This is a genomic window from Paraburkholderia sp. JPY419 (genome assembly GCF_050435705.1).
In the GTDB taxonomy this organism is placed as follows: domain Bacteria; phylum Pseudomonadota; class Gammaproteobacteria; order Burkholderiales; family Burkholderiaceae; genus Paraburkholderia; species Paraburkholderia youngii.
The window spans coordinates 678,311-702,532 of the sequence record NZ_JBNDKV010000003.1 but is presented as its reverse complement, the minus strand read 5'-3'; the positions used below and the strand labels follow the sequence as shown (position 1 = coordinate 702,532).

The window sequence follows — 24,222 nt, the reverse complement described above, 5'->3', positions numbered from 1 at the left end:
CAAAGCTACTCCCACTACCCGCACGGAATGCTGACGACACAGGCCGACGTCATGAACGCCGACCCGCTCGCCTTCATCCGGCAGTGGGTCGCGACCGGGCACCTCACTTGTCGTCGGTCGGCGCCAGTTCCCAACCGGCGTTTTCACCGTTGCGGGATAGCGGATTGTCCTCGCCGACATCGGTGGGTAGGTCGGCCGGGGCGAAGCTGTAGCTGTAAAGCTCGTACAGCACCTGTTGCATTGGCGTGTAGTAGACGATGGAACGGGCCTCAGCCTCGCCGGAGGAGATGATCCCGATCAGATGCCGGTCGTAGGTGACGACCGGTCCGCCGGAGTCGCCCTTGTCAACGCTGTCGAACTCGGACGAGGCCGCGGCATCGATGTGTTCATACTTCGGTTTCAAATCTCCCGGCGCGAGAGACATGCCTCGCCACACGCAGCGGACGCCGGTGCGCCAACCGCTTGTACAGAACTGTTCATCCGGCGCGTCCGACCACCCGGTAACAGCAAGGCGCGCTTCCTGCCCGGCGCGCGGCATGAAGACCTGGTTATTCGCAAGGGGCGTATAAGTCTGGACCGGACTGCAGAAGGCTGCGCTGTGAGAGGTGGAGGCGCATTGCAAGGACCTCGGATTCGGCTTGGGCGATACCCGCACAAGCTCGATGTCCGAGGCAGCCGACTGCCACACGACGGTGCCGATGGCAATGGTACCCACCTGGATGGTGGTGTACATCGGCGCGCAGTGCTTGGCAAGCACGAGCCATCGTGTGGCACGTTGGTAAGGCGTCAGTCTGTGGAGGATGCTCTTGGGCACCAACACCGCCCCTACGGTGCATGATCCATCTGGAACGCTGACCTTCGAGCCAGAGATGACCGGCAGGACTGCGCGGTCGGGATTGCGAGGCTGCACGACGCCCGGGGTTTGCGCCGTGGCGACCGAGGATGCGAGGGTGATGGCGATGGCCATTGCGAGGGATGCCACACGCTTTTGCAGTGGTAGGGTTTTCATCAGGGATCGAGTCCTCTCAGGGATGTCGGGATCGGGAAAGTCGTGGTTCGCGAGGCCCATTTCAGGCGTCCGGCTCGCCTTCGTTGGCACCATGTCGGTCTGGGCGGCGTCCGTGGCCATCTCGCGGGCCTGGGTTCAGCAGATCAGTTCGTTCGGGTTCGTCTGCATGTCTCGCTCCTCAGGGACATGGGTTTTTGCCACTTTTATCGGCGTTGTTGCATTTCGTCGCCGCGCAGCGGCTTACCTTGACGACGAAGGTAGGCACAGCGCTCCAGCACCCCCGTTCGGGGGGAAACGTACCTTTGGTGCAAAAAATGGCTGTTGGGTCCGAAAAGATTCAAAAAATCAAAGGTCCTGAGGTCCGGCGCTGTTATGCGTCTACGCGCTGCGCGACGAACTGAAACGGCTGTGCTTCTGCCGCAAACCCGCCTCGGTACAAAAGGCCTAGGAGCAGTGGTTCAAGCAAGCCCGGCAAAGCGGGATTGCCGCTCTGACATTGTTCGCCCAGCGTCTGCAAGGCTATTGGCATGGCATGGCATGGCGGCCCGTTGCCGGCGTCCGCTCAATACCAGCGTCGTCGAGGACATCAACAACACCATCAAGGTCATTAAACGTCGCGCTTACGGGTACCGCGACGAGAAATATTTCTTCCTCAAGATCCGCGGTCCGTTCCCCGGTAATCCTCGAGGAACCAGAAACTTGCCAGTAAGTCCCTGCAATTCCCACACCTCGATTTCCACCGGAAGCCTAAATGTTCAACATTCCGCGGATTGTTATGAGCCAACTCGATTGAAGCACTGCGTAAATGCGCGACTCGTGCAGAACACGTCCGCGGAGGATTGCTGACTCCAGCCTCAGTAATCTCGCTAAGATAAACATCGACTTGGTGAGTCAGTTTAGCCAGCGCACCTTAGCTTCCGACATCGGCCAATGTCACCTTTCACCTCGCGCCGCTGATGAATGTGGGATTTCCTTTTGTCATTGCCTAGTTTCTCGTAGGCATTATGCGAGGCTCAAAGACCGGTCGCTTTGCTCCGCCGCGTGACTCCCATGCCCATCTTCCCCGCCGGGCCCGCAGTAGTAGGTAGAAGTATCGAAAGGGTCCGCAGGACTTGGAATTGAGTACATTTGGATCGGGACCTCAGTAGCCTGCGCCGCCACCCCCACTAGAGCAACGGACAGCAAGCCACCACATAGCACTCGCTTCATATTTTTCATAGACACTCCATATTGGAAAACGTTAATACACCGAAATTAATTTGCCCTCGCCGCAGGTTACGTATCTTACGAAATTCTCTACGCCTTCACTAGAAGGATGGGGTATCAAATATATTGATGTCGATGTTGCTTATCATGGAGGTCCGTGCTGAGAGATCGTCGCGCGAGCTTCTCGTTCGAGACATGAGGAAAACCAAAGGTATCCGTACGTCCCGTATCCACGTCTTTGCAGTCTTGGCGGTCCTTTTCCATGATCTTCGAGCTTCCTTTGCCTGCACTAATTGCTGGCTTAGGCTCCTGCCGCTCCCAGTATCCGGCTGTCTGCATTGCTCGGGCACCTCTTCGCGATGCTTCCGGGGCGGCGGAACACGGCCCCAACTTCAGGGCTCTCGCATACCATCCATAACGCTTGTGAAGTCGGGGAACTGGAGATTCCCATCAAAGATTTTCCTATAGGCATAAATTATCTTTATTTGATATCGCCCCTGCTATTGAGGTATAACTTGCGACAGCGGTTTATTAGGGATAAGAAAATGCGGCCTATTCAAAAAATAGGCCTTTGTTATCACTTAGGCAGTGGTCACTTTCCGCAGAAAAGCGTAGCATTGAATGTCTTGCTGCGCGTTTTTTGTGATGTATATCGACACGGCAGTTTGCAACATAGAGGAATGCAGGCAATGACGAAGAGCCGGCCAGTTGCTGTTCAGCATTAACCGTGAAAAGGGAGTTTCCACACGATCTCGACCCTCAACTGCCGATCGAGTAGCCTGCGTTGCAAAGGCGGGGATATCCGAGTGGAATAGTCGTTCTCAACTGTTGCCGCGGCACATCACAGCGGCTCATCGGCCATTCCGTTGGAGCGCAGGGAATCCTCGCTAGGCAGTGCCTTATTGTCATATCCAACGGCAGGCACTACGCTCACCGAAACTTAGAATCCCGCGATTCCTTTGTTGTCCCGTCGACAGTTTGCATCGCCGTTAGTGACCAAATGATAACTACATTCCATCGAACGAAAAAGGGGGAATCCGGCGCGGTCGCGCCACTGTGTCTGTCCTGGCATTCTCCTGCCTGTGGCAGGAGTCAGATCTCTTTTCGTTCCTGTATCGGACAAACCGGGGTGCGAAACCCCACGGAGCCGCACATGAACGTCACAGTCACCTCCTTGCGCCAGCCTTTGCGGCTGACAACATCATCCGGATCTCGCCGTCAATCGATCTGCCGATCTGACTAGCTTCGATCCATCGGCACTTTACCGGCAATCTCGCGTGGCACCCGTGTGCCTTGAGCGCATTGGTGCGTTCGGCATTTTCCGCCCCAATACCCTTTCTTTTTGATCATGAACCAACTTCACTACTGCTCGTTGGCCGGCGCATTGCTAGCGCCTCTCAGTTCTACCTGCTCAGCCCAAAGCGTCACGTTATACGGTGCGCTCGATGCGGGCCTCGCCTACGTCAGCAACGTGGATGGACATGCGCAATATCGCGCGACGTCGGGATTGATAGATGGCAGTTTCTGGGGGTTGCAAGGTACCGAAGATCTGGGCGGCGGAGCCCGAGCACTCTTTCGCATGGAGCGTGGCTACTCGGTCACCTCGGGCGAAGGATTCAACGAGCATCCGATGTACGTGGGACTTCAATCCGAGACCCTCGGTACGCTGACCCTTGGCCACCAATACGACCTGATTCACGACTATTTCGCGCCCTTCACGCTGACAGGGGGAGCCGGCGGTACCGCGTTCGCGCATCCGTTTGACAACGACAATGCCAACAACTCCTACCTCGCCGCGAACTCCGTCAAATATGCAAGCGCCTCTCTGAACGGGTTCAGCTTCGGCGGCATGTATGCATTCTCCAACACTGCGGGCCGGTTCGCGCAGAACCGCGCATACGGCATTGCTGCGAACTACGGCAATGGCCCATTCAATGCCGGTGTCGTATGGATGCGCAACAACGGACGCGGCCTCAACGAGGTCGGTGCCTACTCGCCGTCGGCATTGCCCGGCAGCGGTCAGACAGTGATCGACGCCAGTGTGCAAAAGCAGGATGTGATCGCCGCCGGCGCGAGTTATGCGCTCGGCGATGTGACGCTGGCAGGGGCGTGGTCGCGTTCCATCTACACGGGCGTTGCCGACGCGGACAACGGCGGCGCTTTGCCGTCGATCGGATTCAGTAACTACGAGATCAGCGCGGTCTGGCAAGCTTCGCCCGCCCTCTCGCTAGCGGGTATGTACGTCTTCTCCGACGCTTCTTCGGCGCATTGGCACCAGGGCGCGCTGCAGGCCGTCTATCAACTGTCGAAGCGTACGGACGTGTATGCGGAAACGATCTATCAGCACGCGTCATCGGGCGCGCCTGCCGTGATCAACACCAACGATCCGTCGAGCAGTCAAAACCAGTTGCTCGCCGGCACGGGCATCCGGCACCGCTTCTAGGGCTGGATGATGTCGGCTTACGACGCCGCGAAGCGCGCAGCAAACGACGCTACTCCGCAACCAGCTGTTCCTTGTGAGCTGAACCGGCCGCTTGTCGGATAGAACGGACGCTGCATAGGCGGTCAACGACTTGGCGCGCCGCGCTGAATTCGCCCGTCAAGGCATCGACTTCCGTCTTGAACGGCCGGCCGCTGCCGATATCGAAGCGAGGCGCGAACGCCGCTGCGGTGTTCCCACTTTGCTGGCCGCTGTCGTCAAATGAATTGAAAAGATTGCGACTGACACGCAGTTGTCTCTAAATCTTTGGGCGTTGTCGCCGGTTTTGCATAGCCGGGGTGACCGGTTACTGCTCGATGAACATGCGCCACTCCGGGAACTGCTCGAAAAAGCTCTCGCCCACATAGACATGATAGACAACGGGCGAATTGGTGCTCGACAAGGTATGGGGCGTATTGAAGGTGGAAAGCCCTGGGTCAATGCCGCTGGTGCTCGCCCATACAGTCAAATCGTCCAGCAGGTTGCCCGCTTCGTCGCGCGATACTCGCAATTTGATTGGCTTCATCGCCAGTTCCGCAGATGGTCAAGATCGTCGGATGGATATCATAATCGAAGCACCGGGTAAGTCACACGCGGGGCAACCGGGAGATGCCCGTGGTGCTCGATCGCGCGCTTTCCGGCGATCGCCTACCTCAGGCAGGTCCGCCGGGTCCTCATTCGATCGCGGCCCGTGTGTCAGCCGAATAATTCGCGGGATTGGTGCGGTGCAGCAAGTGGTGTTACATTGCTAGCCTTTCCTCCTCGTGCGCCACGTTTTGCGCTTCCCTATCGCCCGCTCGTTCTGCGGGCCGTGTTCATTGCCCGTTGCGATCCTTCATCTCGTGCCTGCCCCGCAGCCGTCGAATGTGTACAACTCGCCCGCCACGGTGCCGGCAACCGCTGGTTTCGCGATCGCCGGGCAAACCCCTTCAGGAGAATGTATGGCAAAGGTTGATCCGTGCAATTCAGGTCCAGATACAGCTGCATCAGCGCCGAAAGCGTCGGCCCGGCGCGCATCGAAGAGCAAGGCAACCGCAGGCCTGCTGCCGGTGGATATAGTGTCGCCGGACGAAGAGCGGCAGCGTCAGATGCGCGCACTCATTCAGCTCGGCAAGGAGCGCGGCTACCTGACCCATGCCGAAATCAACGATCACCTGCCGGACAACTTCGCGCAGACCGCTGCCATTGAAACCATTGTCAGCACCTTCAATGACATGGGCGTCGCGGTCTACGAACAGGCGCCTTCAGCGGAGGTGCTGCTTATGAACGACGCGACGCCGGCAACCATGTTGGATGACCAGGCCGACGAGGAGGCGGAAGTCGCGCTTTCCAGCGTCGATTCGGAATTCGGGCGTACGACCGATCCCTTCCGCATGTATATGCGTGAAATGGGCGCGACCGGATTGTTGACTCGCGCGGGCGAGATCGAGATTGCGAAGCGAATCGAAGGCGGCCTCCAGGAAATGATCCGGACGATTGCTGCGTGCCCGGTTACCGTCTCCGCGATCCTTCTGAGCGCGAAGCAGATTGAAGCCGGTGAACTGCGCATTGACGAACTGGTTGACGGTATCAATGCGGAAACCGAATCGGTCGAACAGTCGTCGACGGACTTCGCTGAAGCGCCGGACACCGAGCAGGCCACCGCTGACGACGACGATGAGCACAGCGAGATTGAAGACCGACACACGGCGAGGTCGAACGAAGCGCGCCTGAAACAACTCACGAGCGACAGCCTCGTTATTTTTGCCCGGGTGCGCGAGCTGTTCGAGCAGATTTCTGGTTCCCAGGCTGCGCAGGGTAAGGGGCGGGTGGCTCGCGCGGACCTGCGTGAAGCGATCCAGCGCGAGTTGGCGCCCATTCGATTCACGGCGCGAACCATCGATCGGCTATGTAACGATGTGCAACAGCAGGTCGCACAGGTGCGCGCAGTCGAGCGCCATATTCTGCAAATTGCTGTTGACCGATGCGGCATGCCGCGCGAGAAGTTCGTCGAGTCGTTTCTGGGACGCGAAACTGATCTCGCGTGGTCTGAAAGCACGGCGGCGGCGTCGCGCGAGTACGGCGCCGCCCTCGAACGTAGTCTGCCGGCGATTCAGGCTGAACAGCGGAAGCTTCTCGATATCGAAACGAAGGTCGGACTGCCGTTGCAGCAGTTGAAGAAGATCAACCGGCAGATGATGGCGGCCGAGTCGAAGATGCTGCAGGCAAAGCGCGAGATGATCGAGGCCAACCTGCGCCTCGTGATCTCCATTGCGAAAAAATATGTGAACCGGGGCATGCACTTCCTGGATCTCATCCAGGAAGGAAATATCGGTCTGATGAAAGCCGTCGACAAATTCGAATATCGACGCGGCTGGAAGTTTTCAACCTACGCAACGTGGTGGGTGCGGCAGGCAGTCACGCGTTCGCTTGCGGATCAGGCTCGCACGATCCGGATTCCCGTTCACATGATGGAGTCGATCAACAAGCTGAACCGGATTTCCCGCGAGATCCTGCAACAAACCGGACGCGAGGCTCATCCTGCGGTGTTGGCGCAGCGCATGGAATTACCGGAAGAGAAGGTTCGCGCCATGTTGAAGATTGGGAGGCAGCCCTTATCGCTTGAGACGCCAGTGGGTGACGATGCTGATGCGACACTTGGCGATATGATCGAAGATCCGACGGCGACGTCGCCCGCCGATGCGGCCGTGCAGGCGAATCTGCGCGCCGCGATCAATACGGCGCTCGACGCATTGTCGCCGCGTGAAGCAAAGGTGTTGCGGATGCGTTTCGGGATCGATACCGCATCTGACTGTACGCTTGAGGAACTGGGCAAACAGTTTGACTTGACGCGCGAACGGATCCGGCAGATCGAAAGCAAGGCGATGCGAAAACTGACGCATCCGAACCGCACCGCCAAGCTACGACCATTTCTCGACCATTAAGGCGCTGACGCGTGCATTGGAGGCTTGTGCCGTTTCGAAGGGGGGCTTGAGCAGTCGCTTGTCGACCGGATAGTTGCGGTCCGATACCTCTGGGTCAGGGCGGGCCCGATGCGCGTCGGGCTCCGCGGGACAGTGGGTCATCGTCCGCTATCGCCGACTCACAACAGGACTGCCTGCTGCAAAAGTTCCAGAGCCTTCAATTCGTCCAGCCGTCCTGTGCGCGCCTTTCCTGCCAACGTCTTGATCAATGCTTCCGCGATTGGCGCGATGCCGTGGAGATTTTCCAGGCTGGTGACGGAAGCGGGGAGTGGGACGAGGTTTTGCCGGGAGATTGCGGCAGGCTCAAGTGCCTCAGGGGTTGCCGATATCACTGTAGGCAACTCGCCGTCATTTCCTTCAGAAGAGCGACCGGCGGCCTCGGCATGCGCATCGCTTATATGATCATGCGGGCCGACGACGATTGCCGTGTTCTCATCTGCGATGTCCGCGGAAGCTGGCGAGACGTTTTCCGGCTCGACCGGGACGCCCGTCCGCGCGCGCCGCGTGTGCGCCTTCGGAGATGCGGGTTTGCCTGGGGCACCTTTCTTCGTCGCAGGCTCGACCGACTCCTGTTGGGCAACGGATCCCCGACCGCGCGAAGCAGGGGTCAGCAAACGTAACACCGACTCGGGAATTTCCACTTCCGAGCGCGGGGTGTCCAGCCAGCCAGTCGGCAAACCAAGGCGCTCCGTGAAACGGTTCGCCTCGGCATCGTCCATGCGCTTCTTGCCATATAGCCGATGGGCGGTATTGGACTTAGTCATCGACATGACGACACCAAGGCGCGCTTTGGAGCCGTTGCGACCCGTGAGGACGAGGAGGTTCTGCCGTCGAATGTTTTCAAGCGTGGCGCTGTCGTCTAACGCCAGCGGTTGCTGCCGGGTCGCTTCAGAAGAGGCTGTGGGTTTCGATGATGAACCTTTTCTTGCCGCATGGGCGCCTGTCGGTCTGGTCAACTGGCCTCGACTCTTTTTGACGGTCACCGGCGATCCGCCCGTTGCTTTCTTTGGCATTTCCGTTTCCTCGGACAGGTTGTCTGCAAGAATGGATTGTTGGCCGCCGTTCGGGGCGGAAGCCGGTATGCGCGTTTGAGACGCAACCTCGGGCTCGCTGTCTGTTTTGATAAAGTCGAGCGGTGACTTCAGACGGGCGATGGTTTCGGGCGCGAGGGCAGGATGGGGCTGGTCAAAGAAACCATGCGGCAGTCCAAGCGTCGTTTCCATATGAAAAGCGGTCTCGGGCGTGAATCTTTCACCCTTCATCAATTCAGCAACTCGCGTCATGTTCGAGTCGAGTCCGAGCGCGATATTCTCTGCACCCACCGCATCGACGAGAAACTGGAACGACCGTGTTTTGAAGATCGACGCAGTCTGAGTGGAGTCTCGAGGAGGCGCCTTCACGTATGGTTGTCCCGGCCGGTTGGACGGAGACTTTTTCGCGTGGCGAGGTTGGCGTTGTCCGCTGTCCCGAGGTCCCGCAAATCGTCCGCGGGGTTGACCCATAAAATGTGGCTCCGTGCGATCGTTGATGTTCTGGCTCGTGAATTATAGACGAGAGGCAATGTTCGCATCGGATGCGCCAGCCTGCCCATATAGGGACGGTATACGAGCCGGAAGCGAGCTTCGGGACCGCAACGATGAGCATGCGTGGGTTCAACGAATCTACCTTGGCCTTGGCCGCCCATCGATCTGCAACGCGACAAACGATCGCAATCTGGCACCCATCTATGCCGCCAAGGCGCGATGTTCAGATATCGGCGCGCGCTGTGTCTGTATCAGACGCTGGAGAATTCGTGCATCGGACTGTCTGCGTTGCAGCAGGACATGCCGACGCAGCATTGCTGCCCAGCATAGTTCGACCGCATCCCGACGCGCCGCAATGACATTGTGTACAGCATCTGGGTGTCGTCGGTGGCCGCCTCGTCGACTGATAGAGGCAAGGGCGCCGGCATCACTTGGCGGCGTCTATGATTTCTGCCTCGACGTATGGCGTGAGAGCAAAGGCAAGTGCTCGGGCGTCGGGCAGATCTGGCGGCTACTTACCCGCAACCGCCGTCCGAACTCGTGTCACCACGATGGCTAGTTTCGCATGAGGGGCGGTCATCCGTCCGCCGAGCTGTCCCCAAGCGCCTAGCGATCAACAGGCTAACCTGAAATCGAAAGCGAACTCGGGATACAGACGCTGAAACTCGTCCCGTGCCCGCTTGATTCAACACCTATTGTTCCGGGATGGGCCGTGGCAATGCAGCGACAGTGTAGAGGCCAAGGCCCATGCCTGCCGCAGTCCCCTCCGGGTTGTGAAGGATCGCTGGTGTCATCGGATCAAACAGCGTAGGCAACGCTCTTTCCGGTATAAGGTTAACCCGGATGAAAACGGTTGGTGCTGGTCGCGCTCTGCCACGCGGCGGAGGGCGACCAGCGATCGCCTAGGCGCACGCGACGCCTCCGAACGCTGGAAACCCGGATCCCGATTTGTCGCTGCTGGTCAGGCGCCGATCCAGCGCCGCAGCCACGACCTGCACATTCGGCTCGGCGATCATCTCGAAGTGGTCGCAAGACACATCGACGACATCCAGCCCGCCGCGAGCGATGTGCCGCCACAGCGTCAACTGATTGTTACGGTAAGGCAGCGCGGAGGTCGCGTGTACATAGACGATCGGTCCAGCGTGATAGGGCCTTGGCCGATACGTCGTCATCGCTACCCGCAACGTCTCGCGCACCGTTCGTAGGGCCGGCGGCATCATCGCGTTGTGGCTGTTTGGGCGGTGTGCCATGCGTCCACTGCGCATGCGCAAATGATCTACGACATTCGCGAGTCTGTCCTTCACGTAGTGCGTAAGTTGCGCCTTGGGCACGGCGCGCAGCATGCGCCAGTGCCAGCCCAGGAAGTCACGGTTGTGCCGCAGCCAGGCCCGCCAAGGGAGGCAACGCTCGTGCGCATAGGTATCGATCAGGCACAGCAATTCCATTTGCTCGCCGGCGCGGCTTAGCTGTTGCGCAATCTCGACCGCAATCAGTCCGCCGAACGAGTAGCCCACCACCGCGTAGGGTCCCGTCGGCTGCACGCTGCGCATCTGTCCGATGTAGCTGGCCGCGATGTCGTGAACGCGCCGTTGTGCCGGCTGCTCGCCGTCGAGGCCTCGTGCCTGCAGACCGAACATCGGGCGCGGAGTCTGCATCGCCCCGATGAGCGCCGAGCATTCCATGACGGTGCCGCTCACCCCGTGTACCAGGAAGAGCGGTGTACCCGTGCCTGCTCGTATCGGTACGACCGTCGGCGAAGATTGTGGCACTCCGGGCTCGTCGATTGCCGCGGCGAGGCGCGCAATGGTCGGTGCGATGAATAGTGTCGCGAGCGGCAGCGTGCGCCCGGTCGACTCATTCACACTGGCAAGTAACCTCGCCGCCAGCAACGAATTGCCACCTAGTTGGAAGAAGTTGTCGTCGCGACCGATCGGAGCTATGTCGAACAGTCTCTCCCACTGCGACTGCAAGTGCCGTTCGAGATCCTCCCGGGACTGGCCCACCGGCGCCAGTTCGCGCGTTGCCGAGTTCAGCGCCGGGTGACGCCGAATCGCGTCCAGACACTCGGGATTGCGCAGCGCTGCCGTGTTGCGCACCGGCAGGCCGCTGATCGCGTTGCGTGCGGCCGCTTCCGACGGCTTGCCATTGTGCGTAACCGGCAACGCATCGACGGCGATGATGCGGTCGGGCACGTGCGCCGGAGATGTGCGACGTGCAAGGTCGCGGCGCACACGGGCGGCCAGCGCTGCGTTCAGCTCGAAGCCTTCGCGCAGCACGAGCATCAACACCGTACGCTGATCCGTTGGGGCTGCGTTCGAAGAGCCAGCCGTCATATTGCGCAACGACTGCTGAACGACCATCGCGTCGCGGATTTCCTCGATGTCATCCAGTACGCGATAGATCTCGACCGGCCCGACGTTGACTCCGCGCACGTTCAGGACGCCATCGGTGCGGCCATGCAGTCTCGCAGTGCCTTGCGGCGAAAACTCGATCAGGTCGCCGTGAGTCCAGACGCCCGGATTGCTCGCGAAATAGGCGGCGTGAAAGACGGTGCCGTCCGTGTCGCCGAAGAAGCCGAGTGGACGTGATGGAAACGGGTTTGCGCACACCAGTTCGCCGATCCCGTCGACGGACTCGCCCTGCGAGCGGGCCTGAACGTCAAGCGCAAGACTCTTGCATTGGGCTTCGCCCGCGTAGACCGGCAGGTTGGGATTGCCCAGCACAAAGCAGCCGATGATGTCCGTGCCGCCCGAAATCGACTGCAAAGGCAGCGGTTTCACATGATCACGCACCCAGGTGAACTGTGGGTCGAGCAGCACTGCGGCCGTCGACATCATCGCGCGCAGGGCACTTAGATTGAATTGCCGCCCCGGCATCAGCCCCGCGTCTTCGCTCATCTTCAGATAAGCGGGACTCGTGCCGAACACCGTGGCGCGCTCGTCGGCAACAAGGCGCCATAGCGTGTCGACCGTCGAGATCGGGCCATCATAGGTGACGATTTCGACGCCGGACGCAAGCGCCGACAACTGCCAGTTCCACATCATCCATGCGCAGGTGGTATGGAAGTACATCCGGTCGCCGGGCCGTAGATCGCTATGCAGCCGATGCTCCTTCAGGTGTTCCAGCAAAGTGCCGCCCGCACCGTGCACGATGCACTTGGGCTTGCCGGTGGTGCCCGACGAAAACATGACAAATAGCGGGTGGTTAAACGGGAAGCGCCGCCATTCGAACGATGCGGCGTCGCTGTGCTCGACCAGTTCATCGAGCGAATAGATTCGTTGCTTGACCGCATCTGGTAGGGCGCCATCGTCGAGACGGACAATACATTCCAGCGACGGCAAAGCAGCCGCCAGCTCGCCGATCTTGGTCGCGACCGGTACGCCCGTGTCGAAAGTCTGCGCCGCTGCGTGCGCGAACAGCAGGCGCGGCGAGAGCGGTGTGAAACGATCAAGGAGCGTCTCGACACCCATCTCGGGTGCAGCCGTCGACAGCGTTGCACCGAGCGCAGTGACCGCCAGCGCAGTGACGACCGCTTCAGCGTCGTTGCGCATCACACACACTACGCGATCCCCCTGGCGCAGTCCCAATACCGTGAGTGCATGCGCGAGACGCGATACGCGATCGCGCAGCTCACCGCGAGTCAGATGTACTCGCCGGCCATCGGCGTGACAGGCTGTCAGCGCAGGTGCCTCGGCCCTTGCTACCGACAAGCTTAAGAGGTTCTCGGCGTAGTTCAGTTCGAGTTCCGGGAAGAACTGTGCGTGCTCGCATTCGTCGCCGACGCACACGGGTTCGATACTGCCGGACCACTCAAGCCCTTCAGACCATTCCACGAAGACTTGCCAGAACGTTCGATATGCCCGTACCGAGAAACCGTGCAGCGTTTCGTAGCTGTCGAAGATCTGGCCCGTGTGCGCCTGCAAGGCCGCGGTGAACGCGGTCATTTGAGAAGTGGCGACGCGCTCGGGGGTATTGGTAAAAATGGGAACCCGTTCCGGGATTACACCGGGGTAAGGCGACGCACAGGGCAATTGCAGGCGATCCATATTTCCTCCACGCAAATGCAGAAAGAGACGGATTTAAGATGCCCGTTTATCGTCAAATTGATGCTATTGAGCCGTCTTCTTTTTATGTGTGCAAAAATGTACTTTGAGAAGCGGTTTATAGGGCACCTGAACCTTGATAAAAGCACTGTAACCTGGCACGCCCGGAGAACGATGCTAAAAGGTAAATTTTCCAACGCTTTTCGCGTACGTGTTGCTTCAGATCAATCTTCCCGTACGCTCTCAAACGGGTAACCCCCGGCGTCAGAATAGATGTCATGTTGTTTGATTCGTAGACATGCTCCGGGGGCGGTAGAATCGGGATGAATGAAAGCCTACCCAGAAGAAAGAAAAGAAGCCCTCGTGCGTCGCATGATGCCGCCGGAGAATGCGCCGGTGTCGGCGCTAGCACGAGAAACGGGGATTACCGAACAGACGTTGTACACGTGGCGCCGACAGGCGAAAGGACAAGGGCTGGCAGTGCCGGGCGACGGGAAGAACCCCGAAGGATGGTCTTCGGAAGACAAGTTTGCCGTAGTGCTGGAAGCCGCCCCGCTCAACGCAGCGGAGCTGGCCGAGTATTGTCGTCGCAAAGGTCTATACCCCGAGCAGATCGCTGCGTGGCGGGCTGCCTGCCAGGCCGCCAACGCGAATGCTGCCGAGCAGGCGCGCGAGCAGCGTCACCAGTCCAAAGAGGACAAGCAGCGCATCAAGCAGCTCGAGAAGGAATTGCAGCGCAAGGAGAAGGCTCTGGCGGAAGCGGCGGCGCTGCTGATTCTCAGAAAAAAAGCCCAGGCGGTCTGGGGGGACAAAGAGGACGATTGATCAACGTCCCGGATCGCCTGATGTGTATATCGTTGATTCGCGAGGCGGTGCAGTCGGGCAGCCGGTTGGAGAAGGCTTGCAAGGAGCTGGGCCTGAGCCTGCGCACGTTCCAGCGCTGGGTCCGTGATGGCGAGGCGGAGCGCGCTGATGGTCGGACCACGACCGAGCGGCCGGCGCCGCGCAACAGGCTGAGCGAGGCCGAACGGCAACAGATTCTGGAGGTGGCCAATAGCGCTGAGTTCGCCAGCTTGCCGCCCAGCCAGCTCGTGCCGAGCCTGGCCGAGCGCGGCGTGTACCTCGCGTCGGAATCGAGCTTTTACCGTGTGCTGCGAAGTGCCTCGCAGCAGCACCGCCGAGGTCGGGCACGGCAGCCTTCGTCACGTATGCCCACCAGCCATTGTGCGACAGCACCGAATCAGCTGTGGTCGTGGGACATCACCTGGTTACCGGCGGCGATCAAGGGCAAGTTCTACTACTGGTACATGGTGCTCGATGTGTTTAGCCGCAAGATCGTCGGTCACGAAGTCCAGGAAGCGGAATCTGCAGAACTTGCGTCGTTGCTGATGCGGCGCACGAGTTTGGCCGAGGGCTTGGCGGGACGTCCGCTGGTGCTGCACTCGGACAATGGCAGTGCGATGAAGGGTGCGACGATGCTAGCCACGCTGGAAAACCTGGGCGTGGTGGCTTCGTTCAGCCGACCGCGTGTGAGCAACGACAACCCGTACGCCGAGGCGCTGTTCCGCACATGCAAGTACAGGCCCGACTATCCGCGTAAAGCGTTCGCGAGCCTTGACGAGGCGCGCGCCTGGACGCAGCAGTTCGTGCGTTGGTACAACCACGAGCATAAACACAGCGGCCTGAAATTCGTCACGCCGGCGCAGCGTCATAGCGGCGTCGCCACTGCGGTGCTGGCACAACGGGAAGTCTTGTACGCTCAGGCCAAGGCGCGCAATCCGCAGCGTTGGTCCCGCTCGACTCGCAATTGGGAATTGAAGGATGAAGTCTGGCTCAATCCGGAGCGGATGCCGCCGGTCGAATTAAAGCAGTGCGCGTGAAGTGACATGACAACTACGTTGACGAACACCGCTCCCGGAAATTTCACAACTGCCAGCGGCTATTCGGTAGGTGCCGGCTACGCAAACGCGCCATTAAAAGTGGGGGTGGCATTCGAGTATTTTAAACACCCCACTGCAGCGCCAGGCACAGGTTTCTTTACTGCCTATGGGAACGGGTTTTCACCTCTGCAGGGTCCCCTCAACAGAGGATATGCTTCTGCCGAAACATACCAGTCCGCAGTCGTAGGGGCCAATTAGTCGAGCCTGATCAATTCGGAGAGCCTTGCGTGGCAGAGCTTTGAGGCCGAATTGGTGTTGTGAGATTTGCAGGATCCTGGCACATTAACGTGAGAATCCTGCATTTTTCGACGAGGTGCGAATGGGTCCGAAGACGCCTGTGACGGAGGGAGATTTTTTCCGCCAGCCGCTGCGCGAACAGATCAACCTGAAGCATCCGTTGATACGTTTGGCCGACCTGATCAACTGGGAGCGACTGGGCGCATCAATGAGCGAAAGCTTTGTATCGCGCAAGGGACGACCGGCGACATCGCCGAGGCTGATCGCCGGGTTGCTGTATTTGCAGCACGCGTTCGACCTGTCCGACGAAGAGGTCGTCTGGCAATGGGTAGAGAACCCGTACTGGCAGGTGTTCACCGGCGAGACCTACTTGCAGACCGAACCTCCGATCGACCCATCGAGCCTGACGCGTTGGCGCAAGCGAATGGGCGAAGCCGGCGTTGAAGAGTTGCTGGCCGAAACGATCGAAGCAGCAAAACGCGCTGGCGTGATCAAGGCTTCGAGCGTCAAGCGCGTGATTGTTGATACGACCGTCATGGAGAAGGCGATCGCCCACCCAACCGATTCGCGCCTGCTCGAACGGTGTCGCGAACATCTGGTGAAAGCCGCGGCACGGCACGGTCTGAAACTGAGGCAGAACTACAACCGCGAGGCGCCGCATCTGGCGCTGCAGATTGGCCGCTACGCTCACGCGAAACAGTACAAACGCATGAGGAAAGCGCTGCGCACGCTGCGCTCGCGCGTTGGACGGGTGATGCGCGATGTGGAGCGGCAGGTCAACCAGGTGGCCGACCTAGGCTGCGCTGAATTAACGGAACTGATCGCCCGCACGAGACGCATTCTGGCGCAGAAGCCGAAGGACAAGAACAAGCTTTATGCGCTGCATGCACCGGAAGTCGAGTGCCTGGCCAAGGGCAAGGCGCGCAAGCCGTACGAGTTCGGGGTGAAAGTTTCGATCGCGACGACCCACAAGGAAGGACTGGTGGTTGGCATGCGCTCGATGCCAGGCAATCCGTACGACGGGCACACCCTGGCTGAAGCGCTGGAGCAGGCGGCAATCCTGTGCGACGCCACGCCGGAGGTCGCCATCGTCGACCGTGGCTACAAGGGTGTCGCCGTCGATGGTGTGAAGATCTACCACCCGGGCTTGCGGCGGGGCATTACACGCGGACTACGCGCGATGATCAGACGGCGCAGCGCAATCGAGCCAGCAATCGGTCACATGAAGACAGACGGAAAACTCGATCGCAACTGGCTCAAGGGTGCGCTCGGCGACGCGATGCACGCGGTGATGTGCGGCGCAGGACACAATCTACGGATGATCCTCAGGAAGCTGCGGCTTCTTTGCGCCTTCATTCTGACCGCCTTGTTCAACCACCGACTTGCTCGGCTTCAATCCCCGTAACTACGGTGCTCGGCAAAACGAATTGTTCAGGACGGACCAATTACACGATCGGCCCAGTCATCCTGGCGGCTTCGTTCTCCAATATTCAATACGCAAATCTCGGCGCGTCGCTTCAAGACGGAACGGCGATATTCAACAACTACGACGTTGGAATACTGTATCGTTTCAGCCCGGCTTGGACTGTCGCTGCATCATATGCCTACTTGCACTCGGATGGCGTTCAAAACGCCGCGGGACACAAAATCGGAAACCAGCATTTCAACCAGGTAGCGATTGCAACCGACTATTTCCTGTCCAAACGCACCGATGTGTATTTCGGAATTAGTTGGCAGCAAGCATCGGGAACATCGTCTCTCGGTACCGGTACCCCCGCTGTTGCCAACATCACGAATATGAACGATTCATCCAATAATTTCCAGGTCCTTGCTCGCGCGGCCATCCGTCACAAATTCTGATTTGTAGTAAAAGCGTGCGAATCAAGACATGCGAACAGAGCGACACCGCGGAAATGGAGATCTCGTTATCCTGGAGTAAGGCGCTCCGGTGCAAATATCGAGGAGGCAAATTCGGTTAGGGAACCGGTCTGAACGAATTGAGAATCGACAATTTTGGCCCTGTGCGACGCGGGTGCCCGCACGGACATCGAGCACTCTGCCGGCGCCCCCCGGCAGTGACTTGTGCGTCGTCTTCGTCTTTGCCATCGTGCGTGCCGTACGTTGCGATTCGCCCGAATCTACTCGACCTCGCTAACGCGACAGAACCGTCTCGATCGCTTCCCATTCGAGGCGGCCGTCGCCGAGCGAATATCTGCCCAACTCGCGCGTGTGACGATCATCTTCGTGCCGGCGTCGCGGGGCGCTGAACTTTCGACGCGCGACCGTCAGCAGCACGGTGGCGTCGTCATGCGCGAGCAGATGTTGCAGGTCAGTGAGCCGAGCTTGCATCCGGCGATTCTCCTTGCGGGGCCGCGTCAGGTGTCGGCGCGGCGGGTGGCGTGTGGATGTCGGCGCTGTCGGGGTGCGAGGCGGCCTCGGTCGGATGTGCGTGCTGCGACGCGTCCGACGCACTCAACGCATCCAGCGCGTCGAGTATCGCCTCGGGCGTGGCCGGCGCGCGCAATGGCGGAGCATGTTGCGCATCGGGCGCCGCGGCCGCGATCGCGGCGCGGATCGCCAGAAACACCGAGAACGACAGCAGGAACGGCGGCTCGCCGACGGCCTTCGAGCGGAACACGGTCAGCTCCGCATTGCTGTTGTCGTAGAGTCGCACGTGGAACTCGGCGGGCGTGTCGCTGACCGCGGGAATCTTGTACGTCGACGGCGCGTGCGTCATCAGGCGGCCGTCGCGGTCCCACCACAGCTCTTCGGTGGTCAGCCAGCCCATGCCCTGAATGAAGCCGCCTTCGATCTGGCCGAGATCGATCGCCGGATTGATCGATCGGCCCGCGTCGTGCAACACGTCCGCGCGCACGAGCTTCCACTCGCCGGTCAGCGTATCGATGACGACCTCCGATACCGCCGCGCCATACGCGAAGTAATACATCGGATGACCGGTCAGCGTCTTCGCATCGCGATGCACTTTCGGCGTCGCGTAGAAGCCGTCCGACCACAACTGCACGCGCGCGAGATACGCGGCGTTGACGAGCTGTTCGAACGGCAGCGCACCGCCGTTCACCGATACGCTGCCGCGCGCGAACTGCACATCGCTCGCGTCGCCGCCGAGCTGGCGCGCCGCGACTTCGGCGAGCCGTGCGCGGATCGTCTGCGCGGCGGCTTCGGCTGCCATGCCGTTCAGGTCGCTGCCGGTCGAGGCCGAAGTCGCCGATGTGTTGGCAATCTTCGAGGTATCGGTCGCGGTTACCCGCACACGCGATAGCGGCAAGCCGAACTGATTGGCGACCACCTGCGCGACTTTCGTGTTGAGCCCCTGGCCCATCTCGATGCCGCCGTGATGGACGAGCACGGAGCCGTCCTTGTACACGTGCACGAGCGCGCCGGCCTGATTCAGGAAGGCCACGTTGAACGAGATGCCGAACTTGACCGGCGAAAACGCGAGGCCGCGTTTGAGCACGGGACTCTTCGCATTGAATTCGGCGAGCGCCGCGCGCCGCGCGCGGTAGTCGCTCGAATCGAGCAGGGCGTCGGTCAGCGGCGCGATGATGTTGTCCTCGACGCGCTGTCCGTATGGCGTCGTATCGCGTTCGCCGACGCCGTAGTAATTCGCGAGCCGTACGTCGAGCGGATCGAGCCGCAACTCGTGCGCGATGCCGTCGAGCAGCACCTCCATCACGAGCGCGCCCTGGGGGCCGCCGAAGCCGCGAAACGCGGTGTTCGACTGCGTATTGGTCTTGCAGCACAGCGCGACGATATCGACGTCGGGCAGGTAGTACGCGTTGTCGAAGTGCCATATCGCGCGCGTCGCGACCGCGCCCGACAGATCCGCGGAGTAGCCGGCGCGCAGCGCGATTTCGACGCGCACGCCGAGCAGGCGGCCCTGATCGTCGAAGCCCGCGTCGTATTCGTAGACCGCGTCGTGGCGCTTGCCGGTGATCAGGAAGTCGTCGTCGCGATCGGCGCGCAGCTTGACCGGCCGACGCAAGCGTTGCGCCGCGAGCGCGGCCACGCACGCGAATAGCGCCGATTGCGATTCCTTGCCGCCGAAACCGCCGCCCATGCGCCGGCATTCGCACACGACGTTATGCGCGGGCCAGTCGAGCATATGCGCGACCACCTGCTGCATTTCGCTCGGATGCTGCGTCGAACTGTAGACGAGCATGCCGTTCATCTCCTTCGGCACCGCATAGGCGATCTGGCCTTCGAGATAGAACTGCTCCTGGCCGCCGACCTCGAACGTGCCGGCCAGCCGATGCGGCGCGGCGGCGATCTTCGCGTCCGGATCGCCGCGCCGCAGATGCAGCGGCGGCAGCACGAACTGCTTCGCGGCTTTGGCATCGGCGGCGGTGAGGATCGCGTCGAGCGGCTCGTAGCGGATCACGTCGTCGCTTTTCGCGAGCGCGGCCGCGCGACGTGCGAGCTCGTGGCTTTCGGCGATCACCGCGAAGACCGGCTGGCCCAGGTACAGCACTTCGCCGTCGGCGAGGATCGGATCGTCGTGCACTAGCTGACCGCAATTGTTTTCGCCGGGGATGTCGTCGGCGCTCAGCACCGCGATCACGCCAGGCGCGTTTCTGACCGCGTCGAGATCCATCGACACGATCCGCGCATGCGCATGGCGCGACAGACCGAGCGCCGCGTGCAGCGTGCCGTGCAGCTCGGCGATATCGTCGGTGTAAGTCGCTTCGCCGCTCACGTGCAGCGCGGCGGATTCGTGCGGCAGCGGCACGCCGATTGACGCGATGCTACTGCCATCGTCAGGCGTCGCATCGCGTTGATCGGCACGCTCGCCCGCGCGTTCGATAAAGGCATCGGTCCGGCTGGTCACGTCGACTCCTTCGCGACTGCGTTCGCCTCGAACGCGAACGCGTTGACATCGCAGCGACGCGAGCGGCGCGTCGTCGCGCGTTTCGAGGTAGAAGCGCCACAGCAGATTGCGCGCGACCTTCAGCCGATATGCGCTCGATGCGCGCATGTCGGTGAGCGGCTGGTAATCGGCGACGAGCGCGTCCATCGCGCGGCGGGCGGTCTCATCGTTCCAGGGCGCACCGTCGAGCACGGCTTCGGCATGCGCGGCGCGCTTCGGTGTCGCCGCCATGCCGCCGAACGCGACGCGCGCCGCGCGGATCGTGCCGTCTTGCGCGACGTGCAGCGCAAACGCCGCGCACACCGCCGAGATGTCCTGGTCGTAACGCTTCGCCACCTTGTAGGTGCGAAACCGCAGCGCGCCTGCCGGGCGCGGCACGCGCAGCGCGCTGACGAATTCGCCGGCCGCGAGCGCGGTCTTCTGATAGCCGAGGTAGAACGCGTCGAGCGGCAGCGTGCGGGTCGTGCGATCGCGGCGCAGTTCGACCTCGGCGCCGAGCGCGAGCAGTGCCGGCATCGAATCGCCGATCGGCGAGCCGTTCGCGACGTTGCCGCCGAGCGTGCCCGCATTGCGGATCGGCAGCGAGGCGAAGCGCGTCCATAGTTCGGCGAGCTCCGGGTAGTCGGCGGTGAGCGCCGCGTACGCGTCTTCGAGCGAGACCGCCGCGCCGATCGTCAGCGTTTGCGCGTCGCGCGCGATCGTCTTCAACTCCGCGACGTTGCCGATGTACAGCAGGTCGCCGAGATCGCGAAACTGCTTGGTGACCCACAAGCCGACGTCGGTGCTGCCCGCGACGATGCGCGCGTCCGGATGCTGCGCGCGCAGCGTCGCGAACGCGTCGAGCGTGAGCGGGGCGTGGAAGGTGGGTGAGCCGAACGCGGCGCCACGGGCGTCGGGCGCGCTGTATTCGAACGTGTCTTTACGTTGCAGCGTGCGCAGCGTGGCGGCGATCGCATCGCGATCGAGCGCGACACGCGGATGCTGCACGTAGTCGAACATCTTCTGCGCGGCATCGATAATCGGCCGGTAGCCGGTGCAGCGGCACAGATTGCCGGACAGCGCGGCGTCGATTTCGTCGCGGGTCGGCAGGCCGACGCTGGCGGGCTGGTTTTCGTAGAGCGCCCACATCGACATCACGAAGCCGGGCGTGCAGAAGCCGCATTGCGAACCGTGACAGTCGACGAGCGCCTGCTGCACCGGATGCAGCGCGCCGTTCGCGGCGCGCAGGTCTTCGACGGTGAAGAGGGCGCGGCCGTCGAGCGTCGGCAGGAACTGGATGCAGGCGTTGACCGCCTTCAACGCGAGCTCGCCGCGCGCGTCGAGTTCGCCGATCACGACCGTGCACGCGCCGCAGTCGCCTTCCGCGCAGCCTTCCTTGGTGCCGGTGCAGCGCAGATCCTCGCGCAGGTGCTGCAGCACGGTGCGCGTCGCCGGAACGCCCGCGACCTCGCGGACGGACCCCTGGTGATAGAAGCGGATGGTTTGCGTTGTCATGGCGGATCGGAAGACAGTGCGGACCGGGCGCGCGTTACGCAGGGTCTGCACGGTTGTTCACCTTGGCTGCAGTCTTGAAGCACATATTTGATGCCTGCCAGTTTTGGGAATGTCGGCTCTGGCTGCCGGCTAGCTGCCAAGCTGATCGGTGTCGAGTGCGCGGCACGGGGCAAGAACAAAGCACATGGCTGAAGAACCGCTTAACGGTGCCTTAGTCCCGCCGTTTCTGCCGCAGGATGTCGAGTTTGGCCCCTGTTCATCAACGGCACGCCGTGGCAGGTAAGCTCACCGCACAACGACACAAATAGCTCGTCCAGATGCCGTGGTGCTGGATGTGCGGCGAGCTGCCTTTACCCCCCGTTCAAAGCCTGCGCTAAATTTGTCGCACTGGTGTCGAATTGCTCGAGGTCGCGCAGACTCAGCTGAACCCGGTGGTGCGCAACGTACGGCATAACTGATGGCATCGTGGGGAAGCGGTCGCCACGATAAAGGGATCAGGTAACCTGCATCGCCGGATGTTACCGAACTCAGTCAGCAACGTGACAATGCTCTGTGTCGCGGTTGCGCAGCGACCGGGCTGTTCCAAGCCTGTCTCGAAGCACATTCCGGACCATGTGGGGGCCCAAACGCTCGGAACCGCAGAGTATAGGCATAATGACGCATTGGCCCGCAATTGCGTCGCGCACTTGTGTCGGCTATCGAACAATGACGTGGTGTTCCTTACAAGTCGCGCATGTTTAGCCAGCCGCACGGAACCGGCGACTGCGATCGAGCGAATTCGTAGGTTCAGTTGCATTGGCGAGGTCGGGTTGAATCGCTCGAATCGGAATGTACGACACGTGCGATGGCAAAGACGAAGACGACGCGCTATGCGTTGCCCGGCGGTATCGGCAAAGTGCTCAAGCGGCTGCATCATCCGCTGGACGTGATCCTGCTTTGCGTGCGCTGGCACGCGGCGTACTCGCTGAGCCTGCGCAACGTCGAAGAGATGATGGCCGAACACGGACTCGAGGTTACTCATTTGAGCGTGCATCTGGATTATCAGGCTCGCGTGTCGGCAAAATGCCGCCCGCCGGGTGCGGGGCCTCCGCGTGGGGCATGATGGTGAACTGGAGCCGCCGGTCAGGTAGCGGGATTCGGCGGGCTTGCTGGCGTGTGCAGCTTGTCGGCCACACGCCAAGGCAGGAGCTCGTCGATCTGATTGATTTTGTGATCGGCGATGTGGGCTAGCACATAGTCCAGGTAGGCACGCGGATCGATGTCATTCAAGTTGCAAGTGCCGATCAACGAGTACATTGCGGCTGCCCGTTCGCCGCCACTGTCGGAGCCGGCGAATAAAAAATTCTTCCGCCCCAAGCTTACACAACGCAGCGCATTTTCCGCGACGTTGTTGTCGATCTCCAGCGTGCCGTCTTCGCAATACAACGTCAGTGCGCTCCACTGGTTCAGCGTGTAATTGATCGCCTTGGCCGTATCGGACTTCGACGACAGCGTTTCGAGCTTTGCCCTGAGCCACGCTTCGTAGATCTGAAGCAGAGGTCTGGCATTCTCCTGCCGTATTCGCAACCGCTCGGCGGCTGGCCTGCCGCGAATGGAGGCCTCGATGTCATAGAGCCCGCCAATATATTCGAGTGCCTTTTGTGTTGTGTCAGATGGCGTGCGCACATGGATGTCGTAGAACTTTCTCCTCGCGTGCGCATGGCATGCCGCCTCGCGTATCGAGCCATCGCGGAACAATTCGTCGAATCCCGCGTAAGCGTCCGCTTGCAGGATCCCTTTGAAGTTGGCGAGATGGGTTTGAGGATGGATGCCTTGCCGGTTCGGCGAGTACGCGAACCAGACCGACGCCGGTTGCGTCGAGCCCGAGCGTCTGCGAGCAAGCTCGGATGGGCGATGCTCCGCTCGATCGGTAGGCCGGGCATCGGCGGCTGGGTGATAGTGCTGCAGCATGGGCAAACCAGTTTGCGCCGGATCGTGCGAATGACCTTGAACGCCGCTGCGACCCGGGCGAGTTGTTCGGATTCGTCCTCGCCAAGCACCTGCATTGGGTGTCCGCAATCCGGGCAACCTGATTCAGGCTTGAGCACATGATCCTCGCGCGGCAGATGCGCGGGAAGCGCTTGCCTGGAAGCCGCTTCGTCCGTCGTCGCATTTGAGGTGGACGCATTTGCACTTCGGGCCTGCGCACGCTGCACATCCACAACGCCGCGCCCAGCCGCCAGATCCTCAAGTTGAGTCTCGAGCGTCTCGATTTGCCGCTGCAGCTGCTCGGACTTGCGACCGAACTGCATGCGCCTGAGCTTGTCGATCTGGGCCTTGAGCTGCTCAATCTCGACATCGCGTTCAGCAAGCAGGCTACGGGCCTCAACCAGCAAGGCCTTCGGGAGCTCGACATCGTCAGGAAGATCGGCGCCGTTCGACATGCGCCGTAGTTTACGAGTCC

11 protein-coding genes and 5 pseudogenes are annotated in these 24,222 nt (G+C 60.9%); 8 read left to right on the top strand and 8 right to left on the bottom strand.

Annotation, left to right across the window (positions count from 1 at the left end):
• Positions 1-103: 103 nt before the first annotated feature.
• The gene (locus QFZ91_RS26945) at positions 104-1,129 is read right to left on the bottom strand and encodes a trypsin-like serine protease (RefSeq protein WP_429569000.1); all 1,026 of its coding nucleotides are present in this window, start codon (positions 1,127-1,129) and stop codon (positions 104-106) included.
• A gap of 247 nt (positions 1,130-1,376) precedes the next feature.
• Here QFZ91_RS26945 and QFZ91_RS26940 point away from each other — a divergent pair.
• Positions 1,377-1,696: pseudogene (locus QFZ91_RS26940) on the top strand (transposase); the annotation flags it as partial.
• A 1,867-nt stretch (positions 1,697-3,563) separates the two neighbouring features.
• The gene (locus tag QFZ91_RS26935; RefSeq protein WP_429568999.1) at positions 3,564-4,658 is read left to right on the top strand and encodes a porin; all 1,095 of its coding nucleotides are present in this window, start codon (positions 3,564-3,566) and stop codon (positions 4,656-4,658) included.
• 343 nt (positions 4,659-5,001) lie between these two features.
• On the opposite strand, the gene QFZ91_RS26930 is transcribed toward QFZ91_RS26935, so the two are convergent.
• Positions 5,002-5,220 (bottom strand): hypothetical protein, encoded by a 219-nt coding sequence (locus tag QFZ91_RS26930; RefSeq protein ID WP_176369737.1) that lies wholly within the window; start codon positions 5,218-5,220, stop codon positions 5,002-5,004.
• Between the two features lie 415 nt (positions 5,221-5,635).
• On the opposite strand from QFZ91_RS26930, the gene rpoD reads away from it, so the two are divergent.
• On the top strand, positions 5,636-7,618 hold the full coding sequence (rpoD, locus tag QFZ91_RS26925; protein WP_429568998.1) for an RNA polymerase sigma factor RpoD: 1,983 nt from the start codon (positions 5,636-5,638) through the stop codon (positions 7,616-7,618).
• A 158-nt stretch (positions 7,619-7,776) separates the two neighbouring features.
• On the opposite strand, the gene QFZ91_RS26920 is transcribed toward rpoD, so the two are convergent.
• Both QFZ91_RS26920 and QFZ91_RS26915 read right to left on the bottom strand, forming a co-directional pair.
• On the bottom strand, positions 7,777-9,057 hold the full coding sequence (locus QFZ91_RS26920; RefSeq protein ID WP_309235193.1) for a hypothetical protein: 1,281 nt from the start codon (positions 9,055-9,057) through the stop codon (positions 7,777-7,779).
• Between the two features lie 1,025 nt (positions 9,058-10,082).
• Complete coding sequence (locus QFZ91_RS26915) at positions 10,083-13,124, bottom strand: acetoacetate--CoA ligase (RefSeq protein ID WP_429568997.1); 3,042 nt, start codon at positions 13,122-13,124, stop codon at positions 10,083-10,085.
• On the opposite strand from QFZ91_RS26915, the gene QFZ91_RS26910 reads away from it, so the two are divergent.
• The 4 genes from QFZ91_RS26910 (at position 13,056) to QFZ91_RS26895 (ending at position 17,260) form a co-directional block, all read left to right on the top strand.
• On the top strand, positions 13,056-13,478 hold the full coding sequence (locus QFZ91_RS26910) for a hypothetical protein (protein ID WP_429569167.1): 423 nt from the start codon (positions 13,056-13,058) through the stop codon (positions 13,476-13,478). The two genes, QFZ91_RS26915 and QFZ91_RS26910, sit on opposite strands and share 69 nt — an antisense overlap.
• A 72-nt stretch (positions 13,479-13,550) precedes the next feature.
• A protein-coding gene (locus QFZ91_RS26905) for an IS3 family transposase (protein WP_429568996.1) occupies positions 13,551-15,103 on the top strand; the annotation gives its coding sequence in 2 pieces (ribosomal slippage) (positions 13,551-14,013 and positions 14,013-15,103; 1,554 coding nt in all).
• A 379-nt stretch (positions 15,104-15,482) separates the two neighbouring features.
• Positions 15,483-16,805, top strand: a complete 1,323-nt coding sequence (locus tag QFZ91_RS26900) for an IS5 family transposase (protein ID WP_429522490.1) — start codon at positions 15,483-15,485, stop codon at positions 16,803-16,805.
• Between the two features lie 5 nt (positions 16,806-16,810).
• On the top strand, positions 16,811-17,260 hold the full coding sequence (locus QFZ91_RS26895; RefSeq protein ID WP_429568995.1) for a porin: 450 nt from the start codon (positions 16,811-16,813) through the stop codon (positions 17,258-17,260).
• A gap of 306 nt (positions 17,261-17,566) precedes the next feature.
• Here the strand turns inward: QFZ91_RS26895 and QFZ91_RS26890 are convergent.
• The 3 genes and pseudogenes from QFZ91_RS26890 to xdhA form a co-directional block, all read right to left on the bottom strand.
• Positions 17,567-17,749: pseudogene (locus QFZ91_RS26890) on the bottom strand (XdhC family protein); the annotation flags it as partial.
• Positions 17,730-20,246 carry a xanthine dehydrogenase molybdopterin binding subunit gene (xdhB, locus tag QFZ91_RS26885; RefSeq protein ID WP_429569155.1) on the bottom strand — a complete coding sequence of 839 codons (2,517 nt, stop codon included), beginning with the start codon at positions 20,244-20,246 and terminating at the stop codon, positions 17,730-17,732. The gene xdhB and the pseudogene QFZ91_RS26890, both read right to left, overlap by 20 nt.
• Positions 20,247-20,336: 90 nt before the next feature.
• Positions 20,337-21,779, bottom strand: a pseudogene (xdhA, locus tag QFZ91_RS26880) (xanthine dehydrogenase small subunit); the annotation flags it as partial.
• An 844-nt stretch (positions 21,780-22,623) separates the two neighbouring features.
• Here xdhA and QFZ91_RS26875 point away from each other — a divergent pair.
• A pseudogene (locus QFZ91_RS26875) lies at positions 22,624-22,828 on the top strand (IS6 family transposase); the annotation flags it as partial.
• Positions 22,829-22,901: 73 nt separating this feature from the next.
• Here the strand turns inward: QFZ91_RS26875 and tnpC are convergent.
• A pseudogene (tnpC, locus tag QFZ91_RS26870) lies at positions 22,902-24,202 on the bottom strand (IS66 family transposase).
• Positions 24,203-24,222: the final 20 nt, after the last annotated feature.